Here is a 26,925-nt window from a genome sequence, read left to right as displayed (position 1 = left end):
TGTGTTGTAAACATTCCCACGGTGCTATAAATAAGAAATAGCGTAATCACTCGATGTTGAACAATTAATTTTCTTACGTTACTCAGCGCTAAATCATCGTCCATCAGAAGTACCAATGTAAAATGGGAAATAAGCCAAAAAGTAAAAAGCAGCGCTCCGTAGTTGCACACCACATCCTTGATTGACGTCGGAACATCAACACAAAGATAGTTTAATAAGTTAAATAACAAAAGTAAACCTGCTAGTGATGACAACATAATGAGCAGAGCAAATACTGACCCGAGTATTATCAGGCATAGTTTTCTAAAAGGCGTTAATTTCATAATACTCATTTTTTAAGCATATCTCGGTTTCGACAACATTAACGGCATTTACTTTCACAATTGCTTGTTGCACTACTTTTCATGCGAGCCTCCCTGTTCATTAAATCTTTGTATCTGCATGACCACTCCTTTTTTCAATAAACAACAAACAGAATTGATACGCATTTACCATAAAACATAACAGAGCTATGTGTTCTCATGAACGATTAGGCATTATGCCAGTTAGTTCAATCCAATATAAATCACTAACCATTGGGGTATTTGCCCTATGCCTTAGAACGGATACCCAATGGCCAAATGCAGACTTTGACTATTCTTAAAGCTGCCCATATTGTAGAAACCACTCTTGTAAGGGACATGGATACCAATACCCCAATCTACACGAATAACAAAGAAATCGAGATCGTAACGTAGGCCGATACCTGTTCCTAGGGCCATATCTTGCACTAGACTCTTTGCTTTAAACGTTGAATTTGGGCGCTCGGTAGAAGAGTGCATCGCCCAAACGTTGCCCGCATCAAGATAAATAGCCCCATAAAGGCTACCAATAAGGCGCGGACGATATTCTAAATTGAACAAGAGTTTGATGTCGCCCGTTTGGTCAAGATAAGAGTTTGTGCTTGCCGTGGGATAATAGCCACCTGGACCAATACTGCGAGCGGTGAACGCCCTTATGCTATTTGCACCGCCAACATAGAACTGCTCGCTATAAGGAGCTTCAGTTGCATTTCCATAACTCCATATCGCGCCTGCCGATACATGGGCAACAAGCTGCGAATGAGGGTTTAATTTCCATATCTTACGCCACTCGGTCTCTAGCTTAAAGAAATGTGCAAAGGGGTTCTTAAACATCGTCTTATCCTTCTCGTTCCATTTCTTACCAGCCGCCATATAAGCCAACGACAAGATATTGGAGGCTTCGCTTAACGTGGTTTGCCACCAAATGGGATGTCGATAGCGCGACGGACTGTTGTAAATGTAGCTGTAACGCATCTTAGGAATGAACACATCCTTCATCGTTACCTTCAAATATGGGTTGGCGTTAAGGATGGAATCAAAGGTGGCAGTATGGCTCGTCATATAGTTGTATTGCAACGAGATGGGCGAGAACTGATGCATCGAGCGTTCGGAGGTTTGCACATTATAAGTGAGTTCACCCGAAACTATGTGACGTTTAAAATAACTACCTCTACTGATGACACTCGAAGAGACCTTGATAAGTGAAGAAGGCGTATTGTAAAAACGACGAGACTGCCAGAAAGGTGTAAAAAGACGTGGGAACTCCAGCGAGGCAGAAGCACCATATTCATAAGATTGCGTCTGCGCAGCAGACCCTGTTGCACTATGTCCTGTTTGCCATTCGTACGAACCGAACACGTTAAGATCCAGCTTCTCGGCACCTCGGAAGGCGTTGCGTTTGGTAAAACCCACGATGAGAGCTGGTCCCATGCGACCGTTAGTCTTGCCCGTGTAATTGGTTTCAACATAGAAGTCGTAGGGCTTTTCAAGTAAACCCGTTATAGAAAGGTCAAGCGTGTCGGCCTGTGAAGTGGTGTCGCGCGGGGTAAACTTAAAGTCGGTCATGCTGAATAGCCCCATATCCATCAGCTTAGTCGACGTAAGATTCTCATCGCGATAGCGATACATGCGTCCCGGATGAACCTGAATGTTGCGCAACAAGATGCGCGAACGTATGGGCGAACGCTTGCCATTGTAATACACCGTAAGACGTTTGCGCTTTACGGAATCGGTGAGTGTCTCACCCATTTGCTTACGAAGGTAGAAGTCTATCTTACCTACATACCATCGACGCTTAGCCGTTTCGGGCATGGTGGCTGTAGGCAGCATCTTCAATTGCACCTTTTGGGGCACTTGAATGGTGTCGGCAAGGAAAGAAGAGTAGCCAGGTTGATAATAATAATAACCATTATCGCGCAACAAATTACTGATGCGATTGCGTTCGGTATCCAGTGACGAAACAGAGAACGCACTACCCTTCTGCAGCTTCGAGATAGAGGCGCGCGAGGCAATGAGTTCTGTAATCTCGGGGGGAAAATTGAGATAAGCCACCGAGTCGAGCGTATAAAGTGGTCCAACGTTGACCGAATAACCGATTTTCGCTTTCTTGGGGTTCTTCTGTGTGAACACTTCGTACTTCACACGACCTTGAAAGTAGCCATGATTTTTCAATGTATTTTGGCCCACCGATGCGCGCAAGGCTGGATTTACCCAACTCATCAACACAGGAGGCTTACCAAACGTTTTGCTTATCCACTTACCTGCACCCGATGTCGACCCCGAAAAGGCGTTCCATATCCAAAGACTTATGGGGAAAGGAGTGCGATAATAGCTGCTACCCAAGAATGCACCGTTGGGTTCACAAGCCAAAGCCGCCTCTAATTCTTCTTGCGTTGAGGTGAAGTGCGAGTTATCTTCATAATTCTCGTACTTTATTTTCTTGAGTCCCGTGTATAGTTGGTCGCCTTCCGGAACACCCTTAGTGGTAGAACAGGAAGTAACGACAAGCGTTGTGGCACAGGCCAGCAATGCCAAGAAAACGTGTTTGGGGTTATTCGCCATTTTTCTTTTCTTTACTTAATGAGTCGGGGGTTGCGGGCAGCACAACCTCTTCGGGAACTTTTAAACGGAATATATCACGGAAGTGTCGCAGTTTTCTTCGCCAGATAAAACCAAAGCCATACTTACCAATATCACCTTCCAGCCAGTCGTAACTATCGCGATTGTAGAACAATTGCATGTAGCGTGTAGAGCCTTGATTTAAGCGATATTCCAACGAAACGTTATCAAAGAAGGAGTTATCCCTTCGTCCCGCGTCGGAACCAGACGACACTTTACCACCCACAATGATACGAAGGCGGTTACTCCACAAACGTTTGGCAAACTTAAATGAATAGTCGGTGTGCATGTTACCACTAGCGTCCGTTACATTGTCGAGACCAAAACTTAGGTCGAGTGTTCGCAAGGCGTTGCCCGTGATGTTGTTTATCTGACTTTGCAAGAATGCACTTAAGGCATTGTTCATAGAGAAACTGCTGGTGTTGCCATCAGCCAGATACATGCCCGTGGTAAGCATCGTAACGGCAAGCTTTCCGCGTTCGTCACTACCCATGGTGTTAAGCTGATTGCTCACCGTCATGTCTTGCGGAGCGTCGATGGTAAACTCCAATCCCATATTCTTCAAAGTCTTAGTCACAACCACGCCACACTCAAACTCAACGATACGTCCATCACTACCATTTGTGGTGACAGAGGCCTTCGTTATCTCTGTTGCAGTAATGTTTAGGCGTGGATTCATTGGGTCGCCAGTAAACTCGATGTAGCTGCCATCCTTAATGGTAAAGGTTTTGAGCGGTATCACGGGGAGCGAATATTTCATCTCGCCGTTGTTAAGCGTATAACGTCCCGTTAGTCGAAGACCATTTACAGGGGTGTAACGCATGCGCAAATTGCCACCGCCCATCAAGTCTATGTAGTTAGACTTATCGGCATTAAGGGCACAAAGTATATGCGCATTGGGGTCGATGCTCATGCTCAAATCCATATTAAAACCCGTTAACGCAGGACGATTGATGGTTTCGGCCTTGTTCTCGGCAAAGTTAGTGAACGACACCAACTCTTCCATTTGGTTATCGGTAGAGAGTGGCGAGTCGCGCAGAACGTAAGTCATGTCGGTGGCATCAAGCACATCGAGCTTACCACGCATGTTTAGGTTGCTCAATTCACCAGACATACGCCCATTAAAATTGACAAACACCTTGCCAAACACTTCCGAACGATAGTTCTCCTTAGAGTTGATAATCTCGTATTTGGTGGCACGCATGCGCATGTCCATTCGCATACGGTCGGGATTTGAGAAGTCGAACTCGCCCGATATGTTCAGTGGGCTGTCGTTGTGAGCAAACACTTCGAAGTTCTCGAACAGCAAATGGCTGTTCACAATACGAACGGGGTCGTTGGCAAAGCGTAGCGTTACACCGTAAGGATCACTGAAAACATGGGCTGAGTCAAGATAAACCTCACCATTAATCAGGGGTTTCGACACAGGTCCTTTGATGACGAATTCGCCTTCTGCATATCCGTTAAGGCCAAAAAGACGCTGGGGTATAAATCCGTTGACGATGGAAAGGGGCAGACGTTCTAGCAATAAGGTGGCGTCGAGTTTTCCACCATGTCCCGAATTGTATGTACCCGACAGATGACCAACCTGTATATCGTTCTGACTTAATGTACCATCGATGTAGTGACCACCATCAGACTTCGGCATATAAACAAACTCGGAGCTGAGATTGCCCATCGGACTTTGCTGATAAACTAAGTCGGTGACCGACACAGCCGAAGAGATTGACAGCGATTCTTTTGTTTGTATCGCGTGGAAGTCGCCGTTAAGCGTACCCGACACTTCGGGCATGTAGGGCAAAACGGAAAATAGCTTCTCGAGATTAAAGTGGTTTAGCGAGAGCGTAATGTCTTGTAAGGCCTCCTCGTTATCGTTATTGGTGGTAAGAAGGATGCCCGTTCCGTCGGTGGCTCTCAAGCGCACATCAGCGCGCACACGACGATCGTCGCCCAAGAACACATAGTTACCATCGTTCACGGTGAACCGTTTATAGCCCAAAACAGCCTCGCGGTCCATCAAACTAAGCTGTATGCCCTTGTCTTCCATCGTTGCGCGTACACCCACACCGATGCCCAATTTATTGGCTTCGTCGTAAATGTTGGCCTTAATGTATGTTCCGCGTTCTTCCAAAGCCCCGTTTAAGAGGGCATTAAACACGTATTGGGGATTCTTCTTATTATTGCACACCTGCACCGAATAGGCAATACGGTCTGCATCAGACTTCAAGCCCAGTCGCACGGTGTCGATAAGTATGCTGTCGGCCATCAGCTGATTGATATTGAAATAACCGTTTAGCCCATTTACGGGTGACGAATTGAGGTCGGCAGACACTTCACCCACCGAATAGCCATACTTTCGCAACACGCGCATAAAGATGTTTTCCTTGCCACATTGCAAGTAGACATTGGCCAACGGCAGACGTTCGCGCAGGCGCATCTCGTTAATGTGCTTGGTGGCAAGCTGGTTGCGCAGTTCTGTCCAAAAGCCCATACCACGATTTAAGATGTAGGCATAGCCTCCTTTGCTGCTCACCCGCAAGGCAAAGTCACCGCAAACGAGGTTGGCATGGGTTGTATCGCGATTGGTAAAAAGGTTTACGTTCATTGCACCCAGGCGATAATCCTTGGCCGTATCGTTAACCATGATGTCGGCAACATTACCTTCAAGCTTATAATAATCCTTGCCGTTAGTTTCTAGATTGAGGTCGCTGCGGAAAGAGGCCACCACTTTTTGATCCAACAAATGCAGGTTATAAAGGTCTAGCTTGGCAAGGTCGGTGTTGATATGCGCCTTTATCAGCTTACCACTATTTCGTCCGTTGACGTTTATTGAGCCTTTCAACAAGGGGTTGTTGCTCTGTAACGAGGCAGTGATAACCCCGTTATGCATCTGTGCCTTACCGGCAATCTTGTCGAAATCGTAGCCTCCGAAGTGGAAACGACCTATGCGTACCTTAGCAAACAGTTGGGTCTTGGGCGACATAAAATCGGTTCCCGCGCCTCGTGCTTCCAGTTCTCCCGTAAAGGGGTGTAAGCCTTGGTTGGGCAAGAAGTGCTGTAAGGCCAAACTTTTCAGCTTGACATTAGCCTCGTAGGCCATCTTGCGTGCATCGAAACGTCCCTTCAACTGCACACTTCCGCCACCTTCTCGCATCGTAGCATCGGCTTGATACACTTCGCCCTGCATCTTGGCACGAGCGTTGAGGGCAATACCCGAGGGGATATTGATTTGTTTTTGCAGCTTCTTGTCTAACAAAACCTTGGCGAAATTCAGGTTGTAGGTGTTGGCTTTCAAAAATATCTCGCCCTTGCGTTTACGTGCATCCATTGGCTTTTCCACATAACCCGTGGTTTGCAGTTTAAAGGCGGTGGGTAAAACCACATTAAGGCCTGAGAAAGCGATACGCTCTTTGTTGCCCTTCGCTACACCGTCGATCCGCAAGGGATAATTGGGGAAAGCTTTTCTGAATCCTTCTGGCATGCCTCCCATGGCTCGCAGCAAGTCGACCTTGCCCAAAGAGGCGTGCAGGGAAACATAGAATTTGCCAGGATTAACATCGTCGAAGGCGTTCATATCCATGTTAAAGTTGGCCGTAAGCGACGATTCGGGGGTACGCAATTCAAGGTTTGGCAGCACAATACGTGTGGAATCGAGGGCAACATGCCCACTAAGATGATTTACGCGCACACCACTTTTCTCCTTAAAGGCGCATACACGTAGGTTCATTTTTAATTCGGGCTGACAGAAATAAAAAGAATCGATACCCAAATTCAGTTCAGTAAGACGTATGTGATTAGGGTCTAAGCCATCTGTTCGTGGTTTGTAGGTGAGGTCGTAGTTTAGGCTACCGTTCTGCCAATTGAGCATTTCAATCCGATAGAGATTCTTATACAAGTCGAAATAACCATTCTTGGCGTCCAGTTTGGGCAGGTCTACCAATACGGCCATAGTGTCTCCTGCTGTTCGCAGCAGGGCTTTGGAGCGTTCTACCAACAACTTATCAACTTTTATCTTCCAAAAAACAGGTGTCTTGGTGGTGTCGGGCGGAACGGTGTCGCTCAACTCCACACTAAGATTGGCATCTTTTAGTTGAGCTTGGTTCACTCTAATAGTCTTCGAATTGAGGTCTACTCCCCTACTCTGTACCAGCAACAAGCCCACGTTACCTTTTATTCGCGCCTCGTGCACAATGTTGGCCGTGTTCATCCGCACATTATGCAACGATAGTTCGTTTACCTCTACCTGATTACTTAGCAAGGGAAGCAGTTGCACATTGGCCACTATCTTGCCCACATTAGCAATGGTATCGGTTTGTCCTGATATTGAATCGTTGGGTTGTAACACTCTTACGCCTTCTATGCCAAGATCTAAAGGAAACACCAGTTTCACCCTATCCACCGTTATATTCATGCCCATCTTCTGCGAAGCATAGCTCGCAACCCGCTTAACAGCCCAGTTTTGCACAGGTGGACAGTAAAGCAGAACCACTAAGATTAGAAAAAGCACTATCGGGATGGCAATGGCTATGACAGCCCATCGAATATATTTCTTCATATAAAAACGCACACTCGTCTATCTATTTCGCCTCAAAGGCAGCTATTCAACTTGCAAAGTAAGCATTTTTTTTTGATAATTAGCCACCTAGCCGACAAAGAAATGATAACGAACAACAATTTATTCAAATTTAGGGTGAAAAAATAACAATTACAGTCAAATGGATATAAGAATACTTACACCATACTTTTCATCGGCACCAATATCTTCAGTATAACTTCAAAAGATTTTCCTAACAAATTGGTATACATAGAAAATAAGTGCCGAGCAAAATCAGATAACAACGCCCGAATATTGCCGATGTTGCGCTACAAGCCTTTTGTAGTGTGACTACAAGAGGCTTGTAGTGCCACTACAACTTAATTGTAGTGTGACTACAAAAGGTTTGTAGTGGCAGTACAGACGCATTTGTAGTGACACTACAGATGCTTTTGTACTGCACAAACTACGTGTATTTGGACAAACAGAGCCTTGTCGCAGTAGACTTGCGAAGTTAGAACGTTGCATTAACAACCATATAACAGTTGTTCAAATAGGAAAGACCAGGTTAGGAAAAAGAGGCTCTATTTGCATGAGGCAATACTGAACCGCACTGAAAAAGTTTGTTCTAAATTGGCTTGTTAGAAAAATAAAAGCACATCGCGTTTGTATTTGCACCAATGAAATTGGTAAAAAACGACAGAAAGTAACAATTATCACTCTATATTGCATCCACTTTTTTATGTATCAAAATTATGAATAAAGCATTGATTATTAACATCTTAATAGAATAATCAATGGTAAGAAATCCACTTTTAACCCTTTGTTCGATATCAATTGCCCCTTTTTGCTTTAACTTTGCATCATATAACTAATGATTTAAAATCGCATAACTAATAATTTAAAAATAAAGGCTTAAACATGAAACATTTTAGATCAATCCTTTTGTTCATGGCCTTACTGGTTTCAACAATGGCTTTAGCCCAAAACATAACCTATTCGGGCACGGTTGTTGATGCACAGGGAGAGCCGATTATGGGAGCTTCTGTTATTCAAGAAGGTACTTCCCAAGGTTCTGTTACCGATGTTGACGGTAGATTTACAGTCAGTGTGGCACCAGGATCAACACTCATCATCTCTTACGTTGGGTATAATACGCAGCGTGTAAAGGCTGCAGACAACCTGCATGTGGTGCTCAAAGAAGACGCTAAGGCATTAGATGAGGTAGTAGTTGTAGGATATGGCGTTCAGAAAAAGAGCGTTGTGACCGCTTCTATTGCAAAAGTAAATAGTGAAGACTTAGCTAAGACGGCTCCATTACGTATGGACAACGCCTTGAAAGGTCTGGCTTCGGGTGTTACGGTAACAACAAACTCGGGCCAACCAGGTGCAGGTGCGCAAATCCGTGTGCGTGGTATTGGAACCATAAATAATTCAGATCCTATTTATATTGTAGACGGAATGCCACTTGAAGGTGGTATCGACTATCTGAATCCAAGTGATATTGAGAGTTTGGAAGTGCTGAAAGACGCTGCTTCAGGAGCTATCTATGGTGCTCGCGCAGCTAATGGTGTTGTGTTGGTTACGACAAAAAGCGGTAAGAAAGGGCGCGTCCAAGTGAACTACAACTTCTCATACGGTTGGCAAAACCCTTGGAAGCACCGTGATGTTCTTGATGCTACCAACTATGCCGTGATGATGAATGAGGGACTACTCAACGCTGGTCGTGCTCCGAAATTTGCCGATCCCTATAATCTGAAGGATGTTTATGGCAACCGGATTACGAAGGGTACCGACTGGCAAAAGGAGGTCTTCAACAACAACGCACCCATGATGAACCACGAACTGAATGTGAGCGGAGCTGGTGAAAAACTCAATTATTACCTCTCAATGGGTTATTATACACAAGAAGGTATTGTGGGTGGTAACTACGGACGTTCAAATTATGATCGTCTTACCCTACGCAGCAATACCAAGTATAATCTCTTTGATGACACGAAGGAACGTAGTTGGCTCAATAAACTCGACCTGAGCGCCAACATTTCCTATGCACGTATCCATTCTACGTCCATTGATACGAACTCTGGTTGGGGTTCCGTACTGGGCTCAGCACTGACACTCTCCCCGATTCTTACACCCACCATCAATGGTGCAGCTGCCGATGAGCACGTAAAAGCTAACCAAAACCAATATCGTCTTTATGTACCCTTCTATACGGGACGTACTGATGCCGAGGGGCATCGTGAGGTGTATACGAACCCTGGTTCTGCATATAATGAGATGGGAAACCCGCTTGCGATCCTCTCTTTGCCACCTTCTAAAGGATGGAGCCATAAGATTGTTGCCAATTTTGCAGCCTCACTGCAATTGTGGGAAGGACTCGTTTATCGTTTTAGCTATGGAGCCGACCAAAGTTTCTGGGGCTCGGATGGCTACACACCTATATTTTATATCCGCAATGGCTTCAGTTCGGATAAGACCAACGCCAATTCAAGTACGAACCGCGGTACGGTATGGCAGTTAGACAATACGTTGAGTTTCGACCGCCAGTTTGGTGAACATCACGTTAATGTTGTGTTAGGACAGAGTGCTAAGGCTAGCTATGGTGCCTATTTAAGTGGTAGCCGTGATGACATCATTAACCTTGCCCGACCTTATATTGACGCAGCTACGGGACAAAGTGCTGACGGAAAGCAATATGTAAGTGGTGCTCCGAATGATGAAGCTAAGCTAGCTTCTGTCTTCGGACGTGTAAGCTACAACTACGCAGAGCGATATATGGCAGAGTTTACTATGCGCCGAGATGGCAGCTCTCGTTTTGGAAGGAATAATCATTATGCCACCTTCCCTTCCTTCTCGCTAGGATGGAACTTCATCAATGAAAATTTCATGGAAAAGAGTCGTGATTGGTTGTCTAATGGTAAGCTACGCTTCAGTTGGGGAAAGAACGGTAATGAGAACATTGGTAATTTTCGCTATACCGTACTTGCTTCAACAGGAAATAACAACAACTATATCCTTGGACGCGACGATCATTCACAGACTGGAAGCAAAGCTTCTGGGCTTCCCAATCCCGACTTAAAGTGGGAAGAAAGTGTGCAAACCGACTTAGGTATCGACCTTGGTTTCTTTAAAAATGCTCTAACACTGACTGCTGATTACTATTATAAGAAGACGAATGGTATGCTGATGGCAATGAATATCCCTGACTATGTTGGCGAGACTAAGCCTATAGGTAACGTTGGTATCATGGAAAACTCAGGCTTTGAACTAGAACTAGGCTACAAATGGCACATCGCAGACGCCCATTTCCGTGTAAACGGCAATCTTTCTTACCTACACAACAAGCTCGTTGCCTATGGTAATGAGACTGGTATGGCCAACTTAGATACCTTCCAAGGCATTGGAACCATCACGAGGGCAGAGAACGGGCGACCTTTCCCCTTTTTCTATGGTTTCAAAACTAACGGCATTTTCCAGAACGAATCAGAAGTTACTTCATACGTTAATAAAGAAGGAAAACCGATCATGCCGAATGCTAAGCCAGGTGATGTTCGCTTCGTAGATGTCAATGGTGATGGTCAGATTACTGACGAGGATCAGACTATGATAGGAAAAGGAATGCCCGATTGGACTTTTGGATTTAACTTTGCAGCCGATTGGAAGGGCTTTGATTTCAGTATGATGTTGCAAGGAGTTATAGGAAACAAAATCTTTGATGCTACACGCCGAACTGATATAGACTTTACAAACCTCCCTTCGTGGATGCTTGGTCGTTGGACGGGAGAAGGCACTTCAAATAAGTATCCTATCTTCCGTATCGGCGATACTACGAACAACTGGCGGTCGTCCGACCTCTATCTGACAGATGGAAGCTATCTCCGCTTAAAGAACATCCAGTTAGGCTACACGCTTCCAAGAGCAATTACACAGCGGATTCGCATTCAAAGGCTTCGTCTATTTGTGGCAGCCGACAACTTGATTACCTTTACAAAGTATGCCGGTTTCGATCCCGAAATTCCTAACGGGAACAATGGCACTTCTTTGGGAGTGGATTATGGCGTCTATCCTCAGGCACGCACGTGGACGATAGGCTGTAACCTTGGCTTCTAACTTATCTGATAGAATCATTGTAAACACTTAAAATTGGAAACAAGATGAAAACCAATCATATAATTAAAATCGGTTTGTTAGCAAGCCTGACGGTATCGACCAGTTGCGGGGATAGCTTCCTTGATGTTACTTCCCATACGCAGGACTTTGTTGAAACTTATTATACAGATTCCCTACATATCAGTCAATCGCTCATTGCTGCATATAGCCCACTACAATGGAACGATTGGAATGGAAATCAATATAACCCACAGAACGCAATGAGCGACATTATGGGAGACGACATGCTCGTAGGAGGTCAAAGTGTAACCGATAATCAATTCTGGCACTTAATGGCAAATTATGAGGCGCAACCCAACAACTGCATGACAGGAATGTGGAGCAACATGTACTGTGGCGTGAAACGATCCAATGACTTGTTGAAGTATGCCAATGAACATCAACAGAACCTCCCTGCAGCTTCGTACAAGTTGTGGACTGCCGAAGCTCGTACACTTCGTGCCTATTATTACAATATGTTGTGGAAGTTCTGGGGCAATATTCCGTTCTATTTTGAGAATCTTTCCGCACCGTTCAGAGCTCCTCAGCTGAGTGCAGACGAGGTATATAACAAGGTGATTGCAGACCTTGAGGACGTCATCAGCATGAAGGTGTTGCCTACGCGTTGGGATGATGCCAACTTAGGACGTGTCACTCAGCCCACAGCCTATATGCTTTATGCGGAGATGGTTATGTATCAGAAAGATCAAAGCCGTTATCCAAAGGCCTTAGAGTATATGCAGGATATTATCAACAGTGGCAAATTCAACCTCAATCCAAACTATGCCGACTTGTTTACTGCTGCTGGTGAATGGGGCGATGAAAGCATTTTCGAAGTTAACTATTCTGACTTGAAGACCAACCGTGGTTGGAGTACGGGTGATGCCATTATTGCTGGCGGCACAGTTTTGCCACGTTTGGCTTCTGTTCCAGGTGGTATTCCAGAGTTGGGTATTGATGATGGCTGGGGATTCTGCCCGATACGCGAAAGTGCATATAAGATGTTTGATACGCGGGATGCACGTCGCAACGCGTCAATATTAGACGTAAGGAGTTATAACAATGCCAATCCCAATTTCAAAGCTCGTTATCAAAACACAGGCTTTTGGTGTGGAAAATTTGCAGCTTACTCAAAGAATGTGGAGCGAGCTACGGGCGACAAGCAGCTCAACTATAACAACAACCTCCGTGTTTACCGATATGCCGAAACATTACTGAACGCTGCCGAGCTGTTGTTACGCACGAATGGAAGCAGCGCAACGGCCCTTACCTACGTGAATAAATTACGCTCTCGCGCCGGAATAACAAAACTTTCGGCTCTCACCTTGGACGATATCATCAATGAGCGACACTTGGAATTTGTTGGCGAAGGTAAACGTTATTGGGATTTGGTACGAACAGACAAAGCCGCTACCGTACTGGGATCGCAGCAAGAATACCGCACCAATGCGTGGACGCCAAACAGAAAATATCAGCCGATTCCTTATACCGAGCTTTCTAAAGATTCGGAATTGAAACAGAATCCTGGCTATTAATCACTCACTAAAATACGAATAACATGAAAAGATATAATTTCAAACACATGGCATTGGCCATCATGGCAACCCTGTCTTTCGTGGCTTGTTCGCCCGAAAATTATGCAGGTGTCGATGAGAGTGCACTGTCAACGATGGATGGAACAGACTATCAACTCAACGTAGACCAGTCTACCAACCAGGTAACCATGTCGATATCTCAGTTGCCACAGGGAACTTACCCCGTGTGGTTCATCGACACCAACACCGATGGTGAACCCGATTTTTATTCCACACTTAATCAACTTACCAAGGTTTATGGTACTCATGGTGATTATTTCGTAGAGCTTCATTTGGCCAATCGCAACGGAGTAAGTCGTGCAGGTGTGCGTAAAACGTTCCACATTGATAACGACCTACTCGATCCAGCTATTATCAGTCGCCTCTCTGGAAAACGATGGCGTATAGACCATGCAGCAAGTGGCCACATGGCATGTGGTCCTTCTGGAACAGACGGAACAAGCTGGTGGAGTGCTGCTCCCGAAGATAAAGCGGGTAAAGGTGTTTATGACGATCGCCTAAGCTTCACTGCCGAAGGTGGCTACACCTATGATCCAGGTGAAGGAGGAACTGTTTATGTCAACACCAAAAGTGGCCTTTTCAATGAATTCAACACCAACGACGGTGTGGATTACATGGCCAAAGTAAAAGCGCAGACCACTACTTATAAGCTCGAAGTGGATGGTGACAAGAAATATCTTGTGCTTCCCAAGCACACGCTCTTCCCTTATCTCTCTTCTGCCGACCAATATAATAACCCACGTTTCCGCATCGAAGATATCACTTCCAAAAAGTTGGTCCTCGTCTATGACAATGGTTCTATTGCCTGGCACTTTATCCTTACCAGTACAGACGACGTGCCATCACAACCTGGTTTCGGTGGATATAAGTACGACAGCAACTGCAATATGTGGAAGAAGGCAACCTTCACCAACGCTTTCTACTATGCTAATGGCGATGGTTGGACTGCAAACCCAGACCCAATCGGTTTTAAGAATAACGGAAATGGAAGCTACACCATATCGCTTCCCAATGCTTCTTCGCAACAATGGCAAGCACAGGTGAAGTTTTTTACCGATATGACCGCAAACGCCACAACCAAGTATGACTTCTCTTTGAAACTAGAAGCATCACAGGACATCAAGGGTGCAACGGTGAAACTTGTGAAGCATGGCGAAGATGGAACCTTCTTCTTCACAGAACGGGTTAATCTCAGCGCGGGTGAAAACATCGTATTCTATAAGGACAACATGGAAGGAATCGACATGAACAACGTAGACCTTGTGCTCGATTTCGGCGGAGCTCCAGCTGGAACAACCGTCAAGGTGAGTGATGTGGTGTTCAAGGAACATGACTGCAAAGACGGTGCTGGTCACCCTTAATAAGAACTTCAAACAATAATTATATAGAGATTGATGCACAACATAAAGGGCTTTCTAGGAAAAGCTAACCAACTGTCTGAGAAAGATCGTTGACTTATTCGAAATTACGATACAACCTTCAGAATAAGTTCCTATGTAGCCTGTAAGAAATTCGAATCAATCTCACACAAGCCCAATATAGCTTTTTGCGGAACATTCATGAGTGTTCCGCAAATAAGCTATATTGGAGCAACTGGATTTCACGCTTTGGGCCAGAGAAAGAAGGAACAAAGAAGAATCAATTTCAAGAATAAGTAAAAGAATAGAATATGAAACGTATGATATTATTTAATTTTCTGTTTGCTTTGATGCTTGGTTTCACAGCTGCATGTAGCAGTAATAATGGAGAAGAAAATGGTTCTGGGGGGCTGAATAGTGAAAACATCAAGCTGTCGCAGACTGAGATAACACTTCCAAAGGAGGGAGGAAAAGCCACAATCACCCTTACCACCAACCACGAGTGGGCTGCGAACTCTTCGCAATCTTGGTTGAAGGTTAGCCCAGCCAACAGCATCAAGCACAATGAGACTTTAACCATTACGGCAGGAGCGAACCCTATTGATAAGGAACGCAACGCCACCGTGACCATACTTTCGGGTAAGGGGAAGGCCATTATCCAAGTAAAACAAACGGCAGGTGCCCTAGTTGATTCGCTGAAATGCCCAATCGGAGGTGGCTATAAATTGGTATTTCATGATGAGTTTGAACGAAACGGTGAACTTGATGCAACCAATTGGACGCACGAAGTGTGGAATCCTCGAACAGTAAACAACGAGTTGCAAGCCTACGTTAACGGACACATTGACGGTCATCGGGTAACGGAAATACGCAACGGAAAGTTGTTTATTCATTGCTTCAAACACAATGGGGGCATCTATTCGGGCCGTGTTTATGCCAAGAAAAATTCAGGATTCCGCTATGGCTATATTGAGGCTAAGATTAAACTTCCAAAGGGTAAAGGCACTTGGCCAGCCTTTTGGATGTTGCCTGTAGACTTTAAGAACTGGCCTGCCGATGGCGAAATAGACATTATGGAGCATGTGGGTTATCATCAAGATTATATCCATAGCACTATCCACTGCACTAAGTATAACAACACTGGCACCAATATAGAATCAGCAAATCGCTTTGTCAGCGGAGCCACAACAGGCTTCCACATCTACGGTTTGGAGTGGACAGCCAAGGAAATGAACTTCTATGTAGACGGGGTAAAGCTGCTCACATACAAGAACGATGGCTCTGGCATCGCTGCATGGCCGTTCGATAAGGCATTTTATCCCATCTTAAACCTCGCTTGGGGTGGTGATTGGGGCGGTCAGCAAGGCGTAGACGAAAGTGTTTTGCCTGCGACAATGGCAATCGAATACCTACGCATCTATCAAAAATAAAATGCAAGAAGAGATGAAACGACTATTATTAACAATCTCATTCACAGGATGTTGGCTATTCGGCTTAGCGCAATCACAAGACATGAAAAGCTTTATCGACAACCTCATGAGCAAGATGACGACTGAGGAAAAGATAGGACAGCTGAACTTATTGCCAGGAGGTGACATCACAACAGGGGCCGTTATGAACAGTCCTTTGGCCAAACTTGCCACCGAAGGAAGGTTGGGTGCCGTGCTCAATGTGGTGGGACTCGACAAGATTCGTCCTCTCCAAGAGGCCGCAGTCAAGCGAAGTCGGCTAGGAATTCCATTGCTCTTCGGTCAGGATGTGATACATGGTTATCAAACCGTGTTCCCTATTCCACTTGCACAATCGTGCAGTTGGAATTTAAAAGCCATTGAGGAAGGAGCCCAAATTGCCGCTAAAGAAGCCACATCACAGGGCATCAACTGGGCTTATAGTCCGATGGTTGACATTGCTCTTGATCCACGTTGGGGCAGGATAGCCGAAGGAAACGGCGAAGACCCCTATCTCAACGGTTGCATAGCTGCTGCAATGGTGCGCGGATTGCAAGGCAACTACGGTCGAGAGAACGTCATGGCTTGCGTGAAACATTTTGCACTTTACGGTGCATCCGAAGCCGGACGCGACTACAATACGGTTGATATGAGCCGTCAACGTATGTTCAACCAGTACTTCTCTGGTTATAAAGCTGCGATCGATGCCGGTGCTGGTTCGGTGATGTCTTCATTTAATGTTGTTGATGGAGTGCCTGCTACGGCCAACCGATGGTTGCTAAACGACGTACTCCGCAAGCGTTGGCAGTTCGACGGTTTCCTTGTAACCGACTACGGAGCAATCAGGGAAATGATGGCTCATGGTGTGGGAGACGCACAGACGGTGACCATAAAAGCGCTGCAGGCTGGCACAGATATGGATATGTGTTCCTCACTCTTCTCAGAGCATTTGGCTGAAGCTTTAAAGCAAGGACATGTAACCATGGCCGACATCGACCGAGCTTGTCGGCGCGTACTTGAAGCAAAATACAAGCTGGGACTTTTTGCTAACCCTTATCGTTTCTGTGATACAAAGCGGGCAAAGCGCGAACTTTACACGCCCGAACACCGTTTGGCGGCTCGCAATATGGCTACCGAGACTTTCGTATTACTAAAAAACGAGGGTGAATTGCTACCTTTGGCCAAACAAGGAAAAATAGCTTTGATCGGTCCCTTAGCCGATACGCGCAACAACGTCGTTGGCTGTTGGTCCACAGCAGATGCGCCTGAGAAGTACGCAACACTGAAAGAAGGGATGCAACGTGCCGTAAATGGTAAGGCAGAAATCCTCTATGCTCAAGGTTGTAACATCTATGACGACGCCGATATTCAGGCTGCTGGTACCTTCAACCGGGCCATAACGCGCGTTGACAAACAGCAGGCTTGCGACGAAGCTTTACGCATTGCCCGCGAAGCCGATGTCATTGTGTGTGCCATGGGCGAACTTGCTGAGATGAGCGGCGAGTGCGCTTCGCGTGCTAACCTCTGTCTTCCAGATGCCCAAATGGAACTGTTACAGGCATTGGTGGCATTAAACAAGCCACTAGTATTATTGAATTTCTCTGGTCGTCCCACAATAATGAAGTGGGAAAGTGAGCATATTCCTGCCATTATGAATGTGTGGTTTGGTGGTTCTGAGCTTGCAGATGCCATTCCAGATGTGGTTTTTGGCGACAAAGTTCCTACCGGAAAACTCACAGTAACGATGCCCAAGGCGCTCGGACAAGTGCCCATTTACTATAACCACCTGCCTACGGGTAGACCCGTAGCTGAGGGAACCAATCACTTTGTTAAGTATTCCAGCAATTATATTGATGTGCGTAACGAACCTCTCTATCCCTTTGGTTATGGCTTTAGTTACACAACCTATGCCTATGGTGACATTATGTTGAGCGGTAAAGAGATGACTAAAGACGGCAGACTTACAGCCACCGTCATGGTGACAAACACCGGAAAGCGTGAAGGAGATGAGGTTGTTCAACTCTATATCCACGACAAAGTGGCATCGCTTTCACGTCCCGTAAAAGAACTGAAAGGCTTCCAACGCGTTCATTTGGCAGCAGGAGAAAGCAAGAAAGTGACGTTCGACATCACACCCGATATGCTCAAGTTCTACGATTACAACCTGGAAGAAGTGCTCGAACCAGGTGAATTCGACTTGATGATTGGCCCAAATAGCCGAGAAGTAAAAACAACATCTTTCATAGTTAAGTAATATTTGGCCAGCCGTAAGGCTTCCCCTTATGGTGTAAGTAAACAATTCTCCATGTCAAAACCCTTTTTGGCATGGAGAATTGTTGTTACATTGCTTTGCCGTTGTCGAGAAAAATTCTACCTTTGTATATGTATTAAACCTGTTGAAACTACAATCATGAACCGACTCATGCTTTCTTTCCTCATGCTGTGGGCAGCCCTATTTGTAAAGGCTGCTGAACCTCTGCACGATCTCGACTCAATCTATCATTGCCTTGATATGGAAATCGAGCGTTACGCAACCTATGTGGCGAAGAAAGAAGCTGGCATCAACCTCCTGAAACGGCAGTTGAGAAATGCACAAGAGCCTGAATTGAAGTATGCATTTTGCTTTCAACTTTATGAGGAATATCGTGCTTTTGAGAACCACACCGCCATGAACTATCTGCGGGCTTGCGTGCGTTTAGCTCACCAGTTGGGCGATCCTGTTCGTGCAGACCGTTGCCATATTCTGCTTTCTATTTGCTGTTCAAAAACAGGTTTATATGATGAAGCCGAGAAATACCTTGCCCTTGTCGATGTCAAACAGCTTTCACCAAAAAATCTGGGAGACTATTATCACGCCTGTTATAAGCGCAACAGCGAGTTAGCTTATTATACTTCGGTGACCGACTTGAAAGCCGGCTATCAGCAAAAAGCCGATGAGTATGAGCAGCTGATGCAGCGCTTCATTCCCCGAAACTGCGATTTAAGCTATCAGATACGTGAGCTTCGATTGCTGAACAGTAAACAACTCGAGGCATCAATGAAGCTAAACACAGAATGGTTACGCATAGTTAAGAAAGGCAGCCATCGTTATGCACTCGTGGCGCTCTACCGTTATTTGGAGTATAAAGCTGTCAACGACACTACCCGAATGATGTATTGGCTGGCAGAATCTGCGCTGGCCGACGTGCGAAATGGTATTATGGACCAAGGTTCGCTGTGGGAAATGGCAAACCAACTGATGTTGCAAGGTGATGTAGACCGAAGCTATCGCTATATCTCTTTTACCAGTGATTGTGCCAATCGCTTTGGTTCGCGCCAGCGCAGTTGGCAAATTTCGCCTCTCTTGGCAGTAATTGCCAAACAATATAAAATGGAGAATGAACACAAAACAGAGCTCATCCAAATTGCAGCCCTGTCGTGCGGTGTACTGGCATTGCTGCTTTTAGCCTCGGTTATTTTCGTAAATCGACAGCGCAAGCGACTGGCATTAGCGAGTAAGAAACAAAAACATTATAACAGACAACTCTCACAAATCAATGCCCAACTGTCTGAATTGAATCGCCAGTTAAGTTCTAGCAATATGAAACTCGGCGAGTCAAACCGCGTTAAAGAAGAGTATATTGGTAGGTTCCTGAGCCTTTGTTCGCTCTATGTAGACAAAATTGAGTCGTTCAGAAAACAAGTGAACAAGAAGGTAAAGAACAGACAATACGAGGAACTTTTCAGGGAAACGCGGTCTACTTCACTGAAAGAACGCGAACTAGACGAACTTTATAACAACTTCGACGATGCCTTCCTGCATCTCTTTCCTACCTTTGTCGAAGAATTTAATGCCCTACTCCAACCTGCCGAACGTATCGAATTGACAGAAGATGGTCACATGCCAGTCTCTTTACGCATCTTCGCTTTAATTCGAATTGGCATAGAAGACAGCTCAAAGATAGCCGAATTCCTACACTATTCTGTGAACACAATCTACAATTACAGGGCACGCGTGAAGAATGGCGTCATTGCCGACCGCGATAATTTTGAGCGAACGGTGAAGAAACTCGGCGCTCAAAACAAGAATACTTGAGCATCGAAGTGAAGGCTACAATCATCCTGCGGTGCGTTTTACGGTTGGTCGTTGTGCTACAAGCTAGCTTGTAGTGTGGCTACAAAAGGTCTGTAGTGTCACTACAAAGCAGTTGTAGCGGCACTACAAAGCACTTGTAGGGTGGCTACAACTCGTTTGTAGCCGCCGTACAGAGGCCTTTGTACTTCACAAGTTGATAGGCCCTGATACCCAACTAAGCATTATACGCTGATGGAAAGTAAGGGCCAAAACGCAAAAGACTCGCAAGGCCAATTGCACTTGCGAGTCTTTTTGTATATGTTTCACCACTGATTGTCTATCGAACAATACCGCGGTTGGAGCTTTCAACAAAGTCGATGATATATTGAATCTCCTTCGTTACTTGCAGGTTGTTCTTTATCTCCTGTATACCTTCGGCCATTAAGCCCTTTGAATAGAGCAGGCGATAGGCATTGTGAATAAGGTCTATCAACTCGTTTGAGAAACCACGCCTACGCAAACCCACAAGGTTCACGCCAGCAAAGCGAACTGGCTCTTTGCCCACGATGACGTAAGGGGGGATATCTTGACTGAAACGACTACCTCCTTGCACCATTACGTAGCCGCCAATGTGGCAGAACTGATGACATAAAACGGCCGCACTAACGATGGCGTAGTCGTCTACAGTCACCTCACCGGCAAACTTGGTTGAGTTACCGATAATGGTGTGTGAGCCAATAACACAATCGTGAGCAATGTGCATGTTCTCCATCAGTAGGTTGTTGCTTCCCACTTTCGTAACTCCCTTAGACGCCGTACCACGCGAGATGGTAACGTTTTCGCGAATGCTATTGTTGTCGCCAATCTCACATAAGGTGTCTTCGCCCACAAACTTCAAGTCTTGTGGTTTAGTAGAGATACTCGCTCCTGCCAGTATTTCGTTTCCATTACCAATGCGAGCACCATAATTGATGGTCACACTGTTCTGCAAATTGTTTCCATCGCCGATAACTGTGTTACGGTCTATGTAACAAAATGGACCAATAATGTTGTCTTTTCCTAGCTTCGCCTCGGGATGTACAAAGGCCAAAGGGCTTATTTGGTTCATAACTCAGTGCGTGTCTTTTACTTGTTTTTTACGATTTGTGCGGTGAAAGTGGCTTCCGACACTATTTGGTCGCCAACAAACATATAGCCCTTCATCGAGCTTACACCATGCCTAACAGGATGAAGCAGTTCGACACGGAAGAGCAGCGTGTCGCCAGGGACAACCTTCTGACGGAATTTCACCTCGTCGATTTTCATGAAATAGGTAGACCAACGTTCGGGTTCTTCTAGCTGGTTAAGCACCAACAGGCCGCCACACTGTGCCATAGCTTCCACTTGCAACACGCCTGGCATAACGGGTTCTTGTGGGAAGTGACCCACAAAGAAAGGTTCGTTGCTGGTTACATTCTTTACACCCACAATGCTGGTTGGGCCTAGCGATATGATTTTGTCAATCAACTGCATGGGATAGCGATGCGGAAGCAATTCTCGTATGCGCTTATTATCCATCACTGGCTCTTCGTTGGGGTCGTAAATGGGAGCCTGAACCTCGTGTTTACGAATGTCTTTGCGCAAATGGCGGGCAAACATGTTGTTGATGGTGTGGCCAGGACGAGTAGCGATAATGCGTCCCTTAATGGGTTTACCCAAGAGCGCCATATCGCCAATCACATCCAGCAGTTTGTGGCGGGTGCACTCGTTCTCCCAAACCAAGGGTTTGTGCTGTATATATCCAGGCTTAGATGCATCCAAACGGGGAACTTTCAACAAGTCGGCCAACTGATCTAGCTGCTGTTGGTCTATCATTTTCTCGTAGATGACGATGGCATTGTCCATGTCGCCACCCTTGATGAGATTGGCTTTAAGCAGTGGTTCGATATCGCGCACAAACACGAAGGTACGCGCGGGGGCGATCTCCTTTTCAAAATTATCAAGCGTGTCGAGCGTAGCAAACTGGCTATTGATAAACTTCGAGTCGAAAGAACACATCGCCGTAACGCTAAATTGGTCGTCGGGAAGGATGGTAATGCACGAACCTGTTTTCTCGTCCTTTACCTCAATCTTGTGGCGAATGATATAATAATCTTTAGGTACACTCTGCTCTTCAATACCTACACGCTTTATTTGCTCCACATACATGATGGCCGAGCCATCGAGAATGGGAAACTCAGGACCGTTAACCTGTATAAGGCAGTTATCGATACCCATAGCATAGAGGGCCGAAAGACCGTGTTCTACAGTAGAAACACGCACGTCGCCATTGGCAAGCACAGTACCTCGTTGCGTGTCGACCACTCTTTCGGCCAACGCATCGATGATGGGCTGGCCTTCCAAATCAATTCGTTGTATCTTATAGCCAGTGTTTTCGGGTGCGGGATTGAAGGTAACCGTAAGGCTCAATCCTGTATGCAAGCCTTTGCCACACAAGGAAAAGCTGCCTTTCAATGTTGTCTGTTTTAACATTGCGTTATGGTTTTATTTGCTTTTTTAATTCGTCTATTTCCTTTTGCAGTTCACTCAGATGCTTGTACATCTCGGGCAAACGCTTCAATATGGCATGCGACTTGAAGTACGGTTTTAACTCCATAGGGGGCGTTCCGATAAGTTGCTGACCATCCTTAATATTTCCAGGCACGCCCGATTGCGCTCCTAAGAACACCTTGTTACCAATGGTGATATGCCCCGACACGCCTACCTGCCCGCCGAACATGCACCACTGTCCCACCTTTGTGGAACCAGCCACGCCTACTTGGGCAGACATCACGGTGTTTTCGCCAATATCGGTGTTGTGCGCAATCTGCACAAGATTATCTAGTTTCACACCTTTACGCACGTAGGTACTACCCATCGTTGAACGGTCAACGCAGGTGTTAGCCCCAATCTCAACATCGTCTTCGATTGTAACGTTACCAATTTGGGGTATCTTATCGTACCCATTGGCCGATGGAGCAAAACCGAATCCATCTGATCCGATAACACTACCCGAGTGTAGGATAACCCTATCGCCCACCACCACATCGTGATACACACACACTTGGGGGTAAACGATGCAATTAGAGCCAATCCGCACATTGTCGCAAAGCGTTGCATGGGGATAAACTTGCGTGCCATTGCCGATCACAACGCCACTACCAACATAGGCAAAGGCACCTATATAGCAGTCTTCGCCAACGGTAGCGTCGGGCGAAACGAATGCCAAGGGGTCGATACCCTTCTTCTTCGGCTTGGCTGCCTCGTACATCTGCAATAGCTTGGCCACACATTCATAGGCATTGTCTACCTTGATGAGCGTGGCCTTGACTGGCTTTTCGAGCTTGGTGTCTTTGTTAATGAGCACCACGCTAGCCTTTGTATCATATATATAATGTGTATATTTCGGGTTTGAAAGAAACGAAATAGCACCTGCCTGCCCCTCTTCTATCTTCGCAAAGGAGCGTACGGCAGCGTTCTCATCTCCAACAATTTCACCATTGACGACTTGTGCAATTTGCTTTGCTGTAAATTCCATTGGTTTCAGTGCTGTTGAATAATTCTGCAAATATAGCAATTATTATTCAGATTCTTTGATAACATAGGTAATATTTGCTGTTTTTCATGGAAAGGCGGGTTACATCGAAGAGTTCAGAGGCCTGTGAAATGTCTTTGCAGGTCCCGTCTTTACACTTGATGGTGATATGGTCGTCTTCCATGTTATACATGTTTTTGTTCACAGTGTTGGCACTCATCAGGTAGGCAGCATCGTCAGCCGAAAGGCCCGTTTGCTGGCATAAGGTGGCCAGTCGTTCTTCGATAACACTCTCGGGAATAGGCTCGTCGTAAACTTCCACTTTAAAGAGCTTTCGGTTTACAAGGTCGGTGGCCAACATAGCCAATACGGGGTCGGCATCGTTCATCCACATCTTTACAGTGCTCCAAATGTCATTATCATCCAACGAACAGTAGTTTTGCAGAGCCTCTTCATGTGTATCGAAAAATACACGGTCTACATCATTGGCTAAAAAGTATGCCAAGGCTGGCGTAGCAAATAGCGAGTGTCCACTGCGTACGAGAAACTTAGCTCGCTTAAGGAGGTTAACCAAAATAGTTTCACATGCCACAGCGGTTTTGTGCAGATACACCTGCCAATACATCAATCTACGCGAGATAAGGTAGTTTTCGATAGAATAGATGCCTTTTTGATCTACCACGAGAGCATCGTTCTCTACATCAAGCATCTTGATGATACGCGCCGAACCGATATTTCCTTCAGTAACACCCGTAAAAAAGCTGTCGCGACGAAGATAGTCGAGCCTATCCATATCTAGCTGACTGCTGATGAGCTGATGTAGAAAGCGCTTGGGGTATTCGTTCTTGAAGATTTTGATAGCCAGCGTGAGTGCTCCCCCCATCTCGCAGTTCATCTTTTCCATCATCTGCAACGAAATATCTTCGTGCGAAATGCCGGATATAAGGGAGTTTTCGAGAACATGCGAGAACGGGCCATGCCCAATATCGTGAAGCAGTATGGCTATCTGCACGGCCTCAACCTCACTATCGAAGATGAAAACGCCCTTTTGTTGAAGCGACAATACGGCCTCGCTTACCAAATGGAAAGCTCCAATGGAATGCAAGAAACGCGTGTGCTGCGCACCTGGATAAACCACAGAGGCCATTCCCAATTGGCGAATACGCGTGAGGCGTTGCATCAAGGGATGGCAAATAACATCGAGAATTAACCCGCGTGGTATCTTAATGAACCCAAAAACGGGGTCATTGATGATCTTTATTTCACTCATTGATTACTGTTCGGTGGACGATGAAGACTAGAACGCGGGCAAGATGGCTTTCAGCTCGCGAGCCATCTCTTCCTGGATCTCACGTGCTTTCTCGGCTGCCACTTGTGCAAAGTCGACTCCGTTGCTTGCGTAGATTATGCCTCGTGAGCTATTTACCAACAGGCCACAATCCTTATTCATGCCATATTGGCACACATCGTGAAGGCTTCCACCTTGAGCGCCAATGCCAGGAACGAGTAAGAAATGGTTGGGTGCATGGCGACGAATATCCTTAAAGGCCTCGCCTTGCGTGGCACCTACCACGTACATCATGTTATCTGCATTGCCCCACGTTTGCGACTTGGTAAGCACGTGTTCGAAAAGACGCGTGCCTTGAGCGTCTCCCATAAGCTGGAAGTCGTGCGACCCCTTGTTGCTGGTGAGCGCCAGCAATATCACCCACTTTCCTTCGTAGGCTAAGAAAGGCTTCACACTGTCTTCGCCCATATAGGGCGCAACAGTAAGCGCATCGAGATTGTAGGTTTCGAAGAAGGTACGTGCATACATCTGCGAGGTATTACCAATGTCTCCACGCTTGGCATCGGCAATAATAAACTGCTCTGGATAATTCTCATTGAGATAAGCCACAGTGCGTTCGAATGCCAACAAACCCTTTACGCCCAACGATTCGTAGAAAGCAAGGTTGGGTTTATAGGCCACGCTATATGGCGCGGTGGCATCGATGATGGCCTTGTTAAACTCGAAAATGGGATCATCGGCCTGCAACAATTGTTGGGGTATCTTCTTAATGTCGGTGTCTAGACCCACACAAAGAAACGATTGTTTGGTACGTATCTGCTTTATTAATTCTTCTCTTGTCATAAGGAAACGATGTGAATAAGGATTACAATTCGGCTTCTCTCATTCGTTCGGTGTTCTCGGCAACCGACAAGGCATCTATCATTGCCTGAATATCACCACCGATAAAACCTTGAAGGTCGTGTGTGGTATAACCTATACGATGATCCGTTACGCGTCCTTGGGGATAATTATAGGTCCTGATTTTTGCAGAACGGTCGCCCGTAGACACCAAGCTTTTGCGGCGATTAGCAATATCGTCCACATATTTTTGGTGCTCGCGGTCATATATAAAGGTACGGAGTCGCGATAAGGCACGTTCCTTATTCTTAGGCTGATCACGCGTTTCGGTACACTCGATGAGAATTTCTTCGGTCTCGCCTGTATTGGGATTTTTCCACGGATAACGCAAACGCACACCTGACTCCACCTTATTAACGTTCTGTCCACCTGCACCCGAGCTTCTGAATGTATCCCATTTAATGTCACCTTCATTAATGTTCACTTCAAACTTATCGGCTTCGGGAAGCACGGCTACCGTTGCAGCTGAGGTATGCATACGACCTTGCGTTTCGGTGGCGGGTACACGTTGCACACGATGTACACCCGACTCATATTTTAAGATGCCATAAACGTTGTCGCCACTCACAGCAAAATCAATCTCCTTGAAACCACCAACAGCGCCTTCGCTTGAAGCGGTAACGGAGAGATTCCAGCCTTTAGAATCGCAATAACGCTTGTACATGCCAAAAAGGTCGCCAGCAAAAAGTGCAGCTTCGTCACCACCTGTGCCCGCCCTAATTTCCATTTGGACGTTCTTGGCGTCTTCTGGATCTTTGGGTACAAGCAGCAACTTTATCTCTTCTTCCAATTTCGGACGTTCAGCTTCGTTGGCAGACAGTTCCTCGCGCGCCATTTCCTTCATCTCGGCATCCGTTTCGTTGGCCAGGATATCTTTGGCTTCGGCAATGGAATTAAGGCAAGCCACATAGCGCTTGCGTGCATTCATAATGTCGCCAAGGTCTTTATACTCCCTTGTCAACTTGACATAACGTTCTTGGTCGGCAATAACGGCAGGGTCGGTTATCAGCGTTGACACCTCCTCGTAACGGCTTTCCAACCCGTCTAGTTTTGCTAATATGCTATTTTGTTCTGACATAATCT

14 protein-coding genes are annotated in these 26,925 nt (G+C 45.9%); 6 read left to right on the top strand and 8 right to left on the bottom strand.

The features are described from left to right. Positions 1-596: 596 nt before the first annotated feature. Both tamL and F453_RS0107415 read right to left on the bottom strand, forming a co-directional pair. Positions 597-2,903 (bottom strand): translocation and assembly module lipoprotein TamL, encoded by a 2,307-nt coding sequence (gene tamL / locus F453_RS0107420; RefSeq protein WP_018967457.1) that lies wholly within the window; start codon positions 2,901-2,903, stop codon positions 597-599. Then, on the bottom strand, positions 2,893-7,515 hold the full coding sequence (locus tag F453_RS0107415; protein WP_018967456.1) for a translocation/assembly module TamB domain-containing protein: 4,623 nt from the start codon (positions 7,513-7,515) through the stop codon (positions 2,893-2,895). Before F453_RS0107415 ends, tamL begins: the two co-directional genes overlap by 11 nt. Positions 7,516-8,415: 900 nt before the next feature. Here F453_RS0107415 and F453_RS0107410 point away from each other — a divergent pair. From F453_RS0107410 to susR, 6 genes are all read left to right on the top strand, one after another. Then, entirely contained in the window at positions 8,416-11,607 is a 3,192-nt protein-coding gene (locus F453_RS0107410; protein ID WP_026292504.1) for a SusC/RagA family TonB-linked outer membrane protein, read from the top strand. 44 nt (positions 11,608-11,651) lie between these two features. Beyond that, positions 11,652-13,181 carry a RagB/SusD family nutrient uptake outer membrane protein gene (locus tag F453_RS0107405; protein WP_018967454.1) on the top strand — a complete coding sequence of 510 codons (1,530 nt, stop codon included), beginning with the start codon at positions 11,652-11,654 and terminating at the stop codon, positions 13,179-13,181. Positions 13,182-13,204: 23 nt separating this feature from the next. Beyond that, complete coding sequence (locus tag F453_RS0107400) at positions 13,205-14,602, top strand: hypothetical protein (RefSeq protein WP_018967453.1); 1,398 nt, start codon at positions 13,205-13,207, stop codon at positions 14,600-14,602. A 317-nt stretch (positions 14,603-14,919) separates the two neighbouring features. After that, positions 14,920-16,029, top strand: coding sequence for a family 16 glycosylhydrolase (locus F453_RS0107395; RefSeq protein WP_234398529.1), 1,110 nt, complete (start codon positions 14,920-14,922; stop codon positions 16,027-16,029). 13 nt (positions 16,030-16,042) lie between these two features. Next, positions 16,043-18,301, top strand: a complete 2,259-nt coding sequence (bglX, locus tag F453_RS0107390; RefSeq protein WP_026292503.1) for a beta-glucosidase BglX — start codon at positions 16,043-16,045, stop codon at positions 18,299-18,301. A gap of 156 nt (positions 18,302-18,457) precedes the next feature. Beyond that, the gene (gene susR, locus F453_RS0107385) at positions 18,458-20,122 is read left to right on the top strand and encodes a SusR family glycan utilization regulator (RefSeq protein ID WP_018967450.1); all 1,665 of its coding nucleotides are present in this window, start codon (positions 18,458-18,460) and stop codon (positions 20,120-20,122) included. A gap of 316 nt (positions 20,123-20,438) precedes the next feature. Here the strand turns inward: susR and lpxA are convergent, their stop codons facing one another. Genes lpxA through prfA form a run of 6 tightly spaced genes read right to left on the bottom strand, consistent with a single transcriptional unit; the run spans position 20,439 to position 26,920 of the window. After that, positions 20,439-21,209 (bottom strand): acyl-ACP--UDP-N-acetylglucosamine O-acyltransferase, encoded by a 771-nt coding sequence (lpxA, locus tag F453_RS0107380; RefSeq protein ID WP_018967449.1) that lies wholly within the window; start codon positions 21,207-21,209, stop codon positions 20,439-20,441. A 17-nt stretch (positions 21,210-21,226) separates the two neighbouring features. Continuing rightward, the gene (locus F453_RS0107375; RefSeq protein ID WP_018967448.1) at positions 21,227-22,612 is read right to left on the bottom strand and encodes a bifunctional UDP-3-O-[3-hydroxymyristoyl] N-acetylglucosamine deacetylase/3-hydroxyacyl-ACP dehydratase; all 1,386 of its coding nucleotides are present in this window, start codon (positions 22,610-22,612) and stop codon (positions 21,227-21,229) included. A 4-nt stretch (positions 22,613-22,616) separates the two neighbouring features. Then, the gene (lpxD, locus tag F453_RS0107370; protein ID WP_018967447.1) at positions 22,617-23,657 is read right to left on the bottom strand and encodes a UDP-3-O-(3-hydroxymyristoyl)glucosamine N-acyltransferase; all 1,041 of its coding nucleotides are present in this window, start codon (positions 23,655-23,657) and stop codon (positions 22,617-22,619) included. A gap of 46 nt (positions 23,658-23,703) precedes the next feature. Beyond that, the gene (locus F453_RS0107365) at positions 23,704-24,924 is read right to left on the bottom strand and encodes an HD domain-containing protein (RefSeq protein ID WP_025790064.1); all 1,221 of its coding nucleotides are present in this window, start codon (positions 24,922-24,924) and stop codon (positions 23,704-23,706) included. 27 nt (positions 24,925-24,951) lie between these two features. After that, complete coding sequence (gene pyrF / locus F453_RS0107360; protein WP_018967445.1) at positions 24,952-25,785, bottom strand: orotidine-5'-phosphate decarboxylase; 834 nt, start codon at positions 25,783-25,785, stop codon at positions 24,952-24,954. Between the two features lie 22 nt (positions 25,786-25,807). Further along, positions 25,808-26,920: a peptide chain release factor 1 gene (gene prfA, locus F453_RS0107355; RefSeq protein WP_018967444.1), complete on the bottom strand. Its 1,113-nt coding sequence runs from the start codon at positions 26,918-26,920 to the stop codon at positions 25,808-25,810. Positions 26,921-26,925 lie beyond the last annotated feature (5 nt).

The sequence above is a fragment of the Hoylesella loescheii DSM 19665 = JCM 12249 = ATCC 15930 genome (genome assembly GCF_000378085.1).
Taxonomy (GTDB): Bacteria; Bacteroidota; Bacteroidia; order Bacteroidales; family Bacteroidaceae; genus Prevotella; species Prevotella loescheii.
The sequence above is the reverse complement of the archived record's forward strand: the minus strand, read 5'-3'. Positions and strand labels throughout refer to the sequence as shown.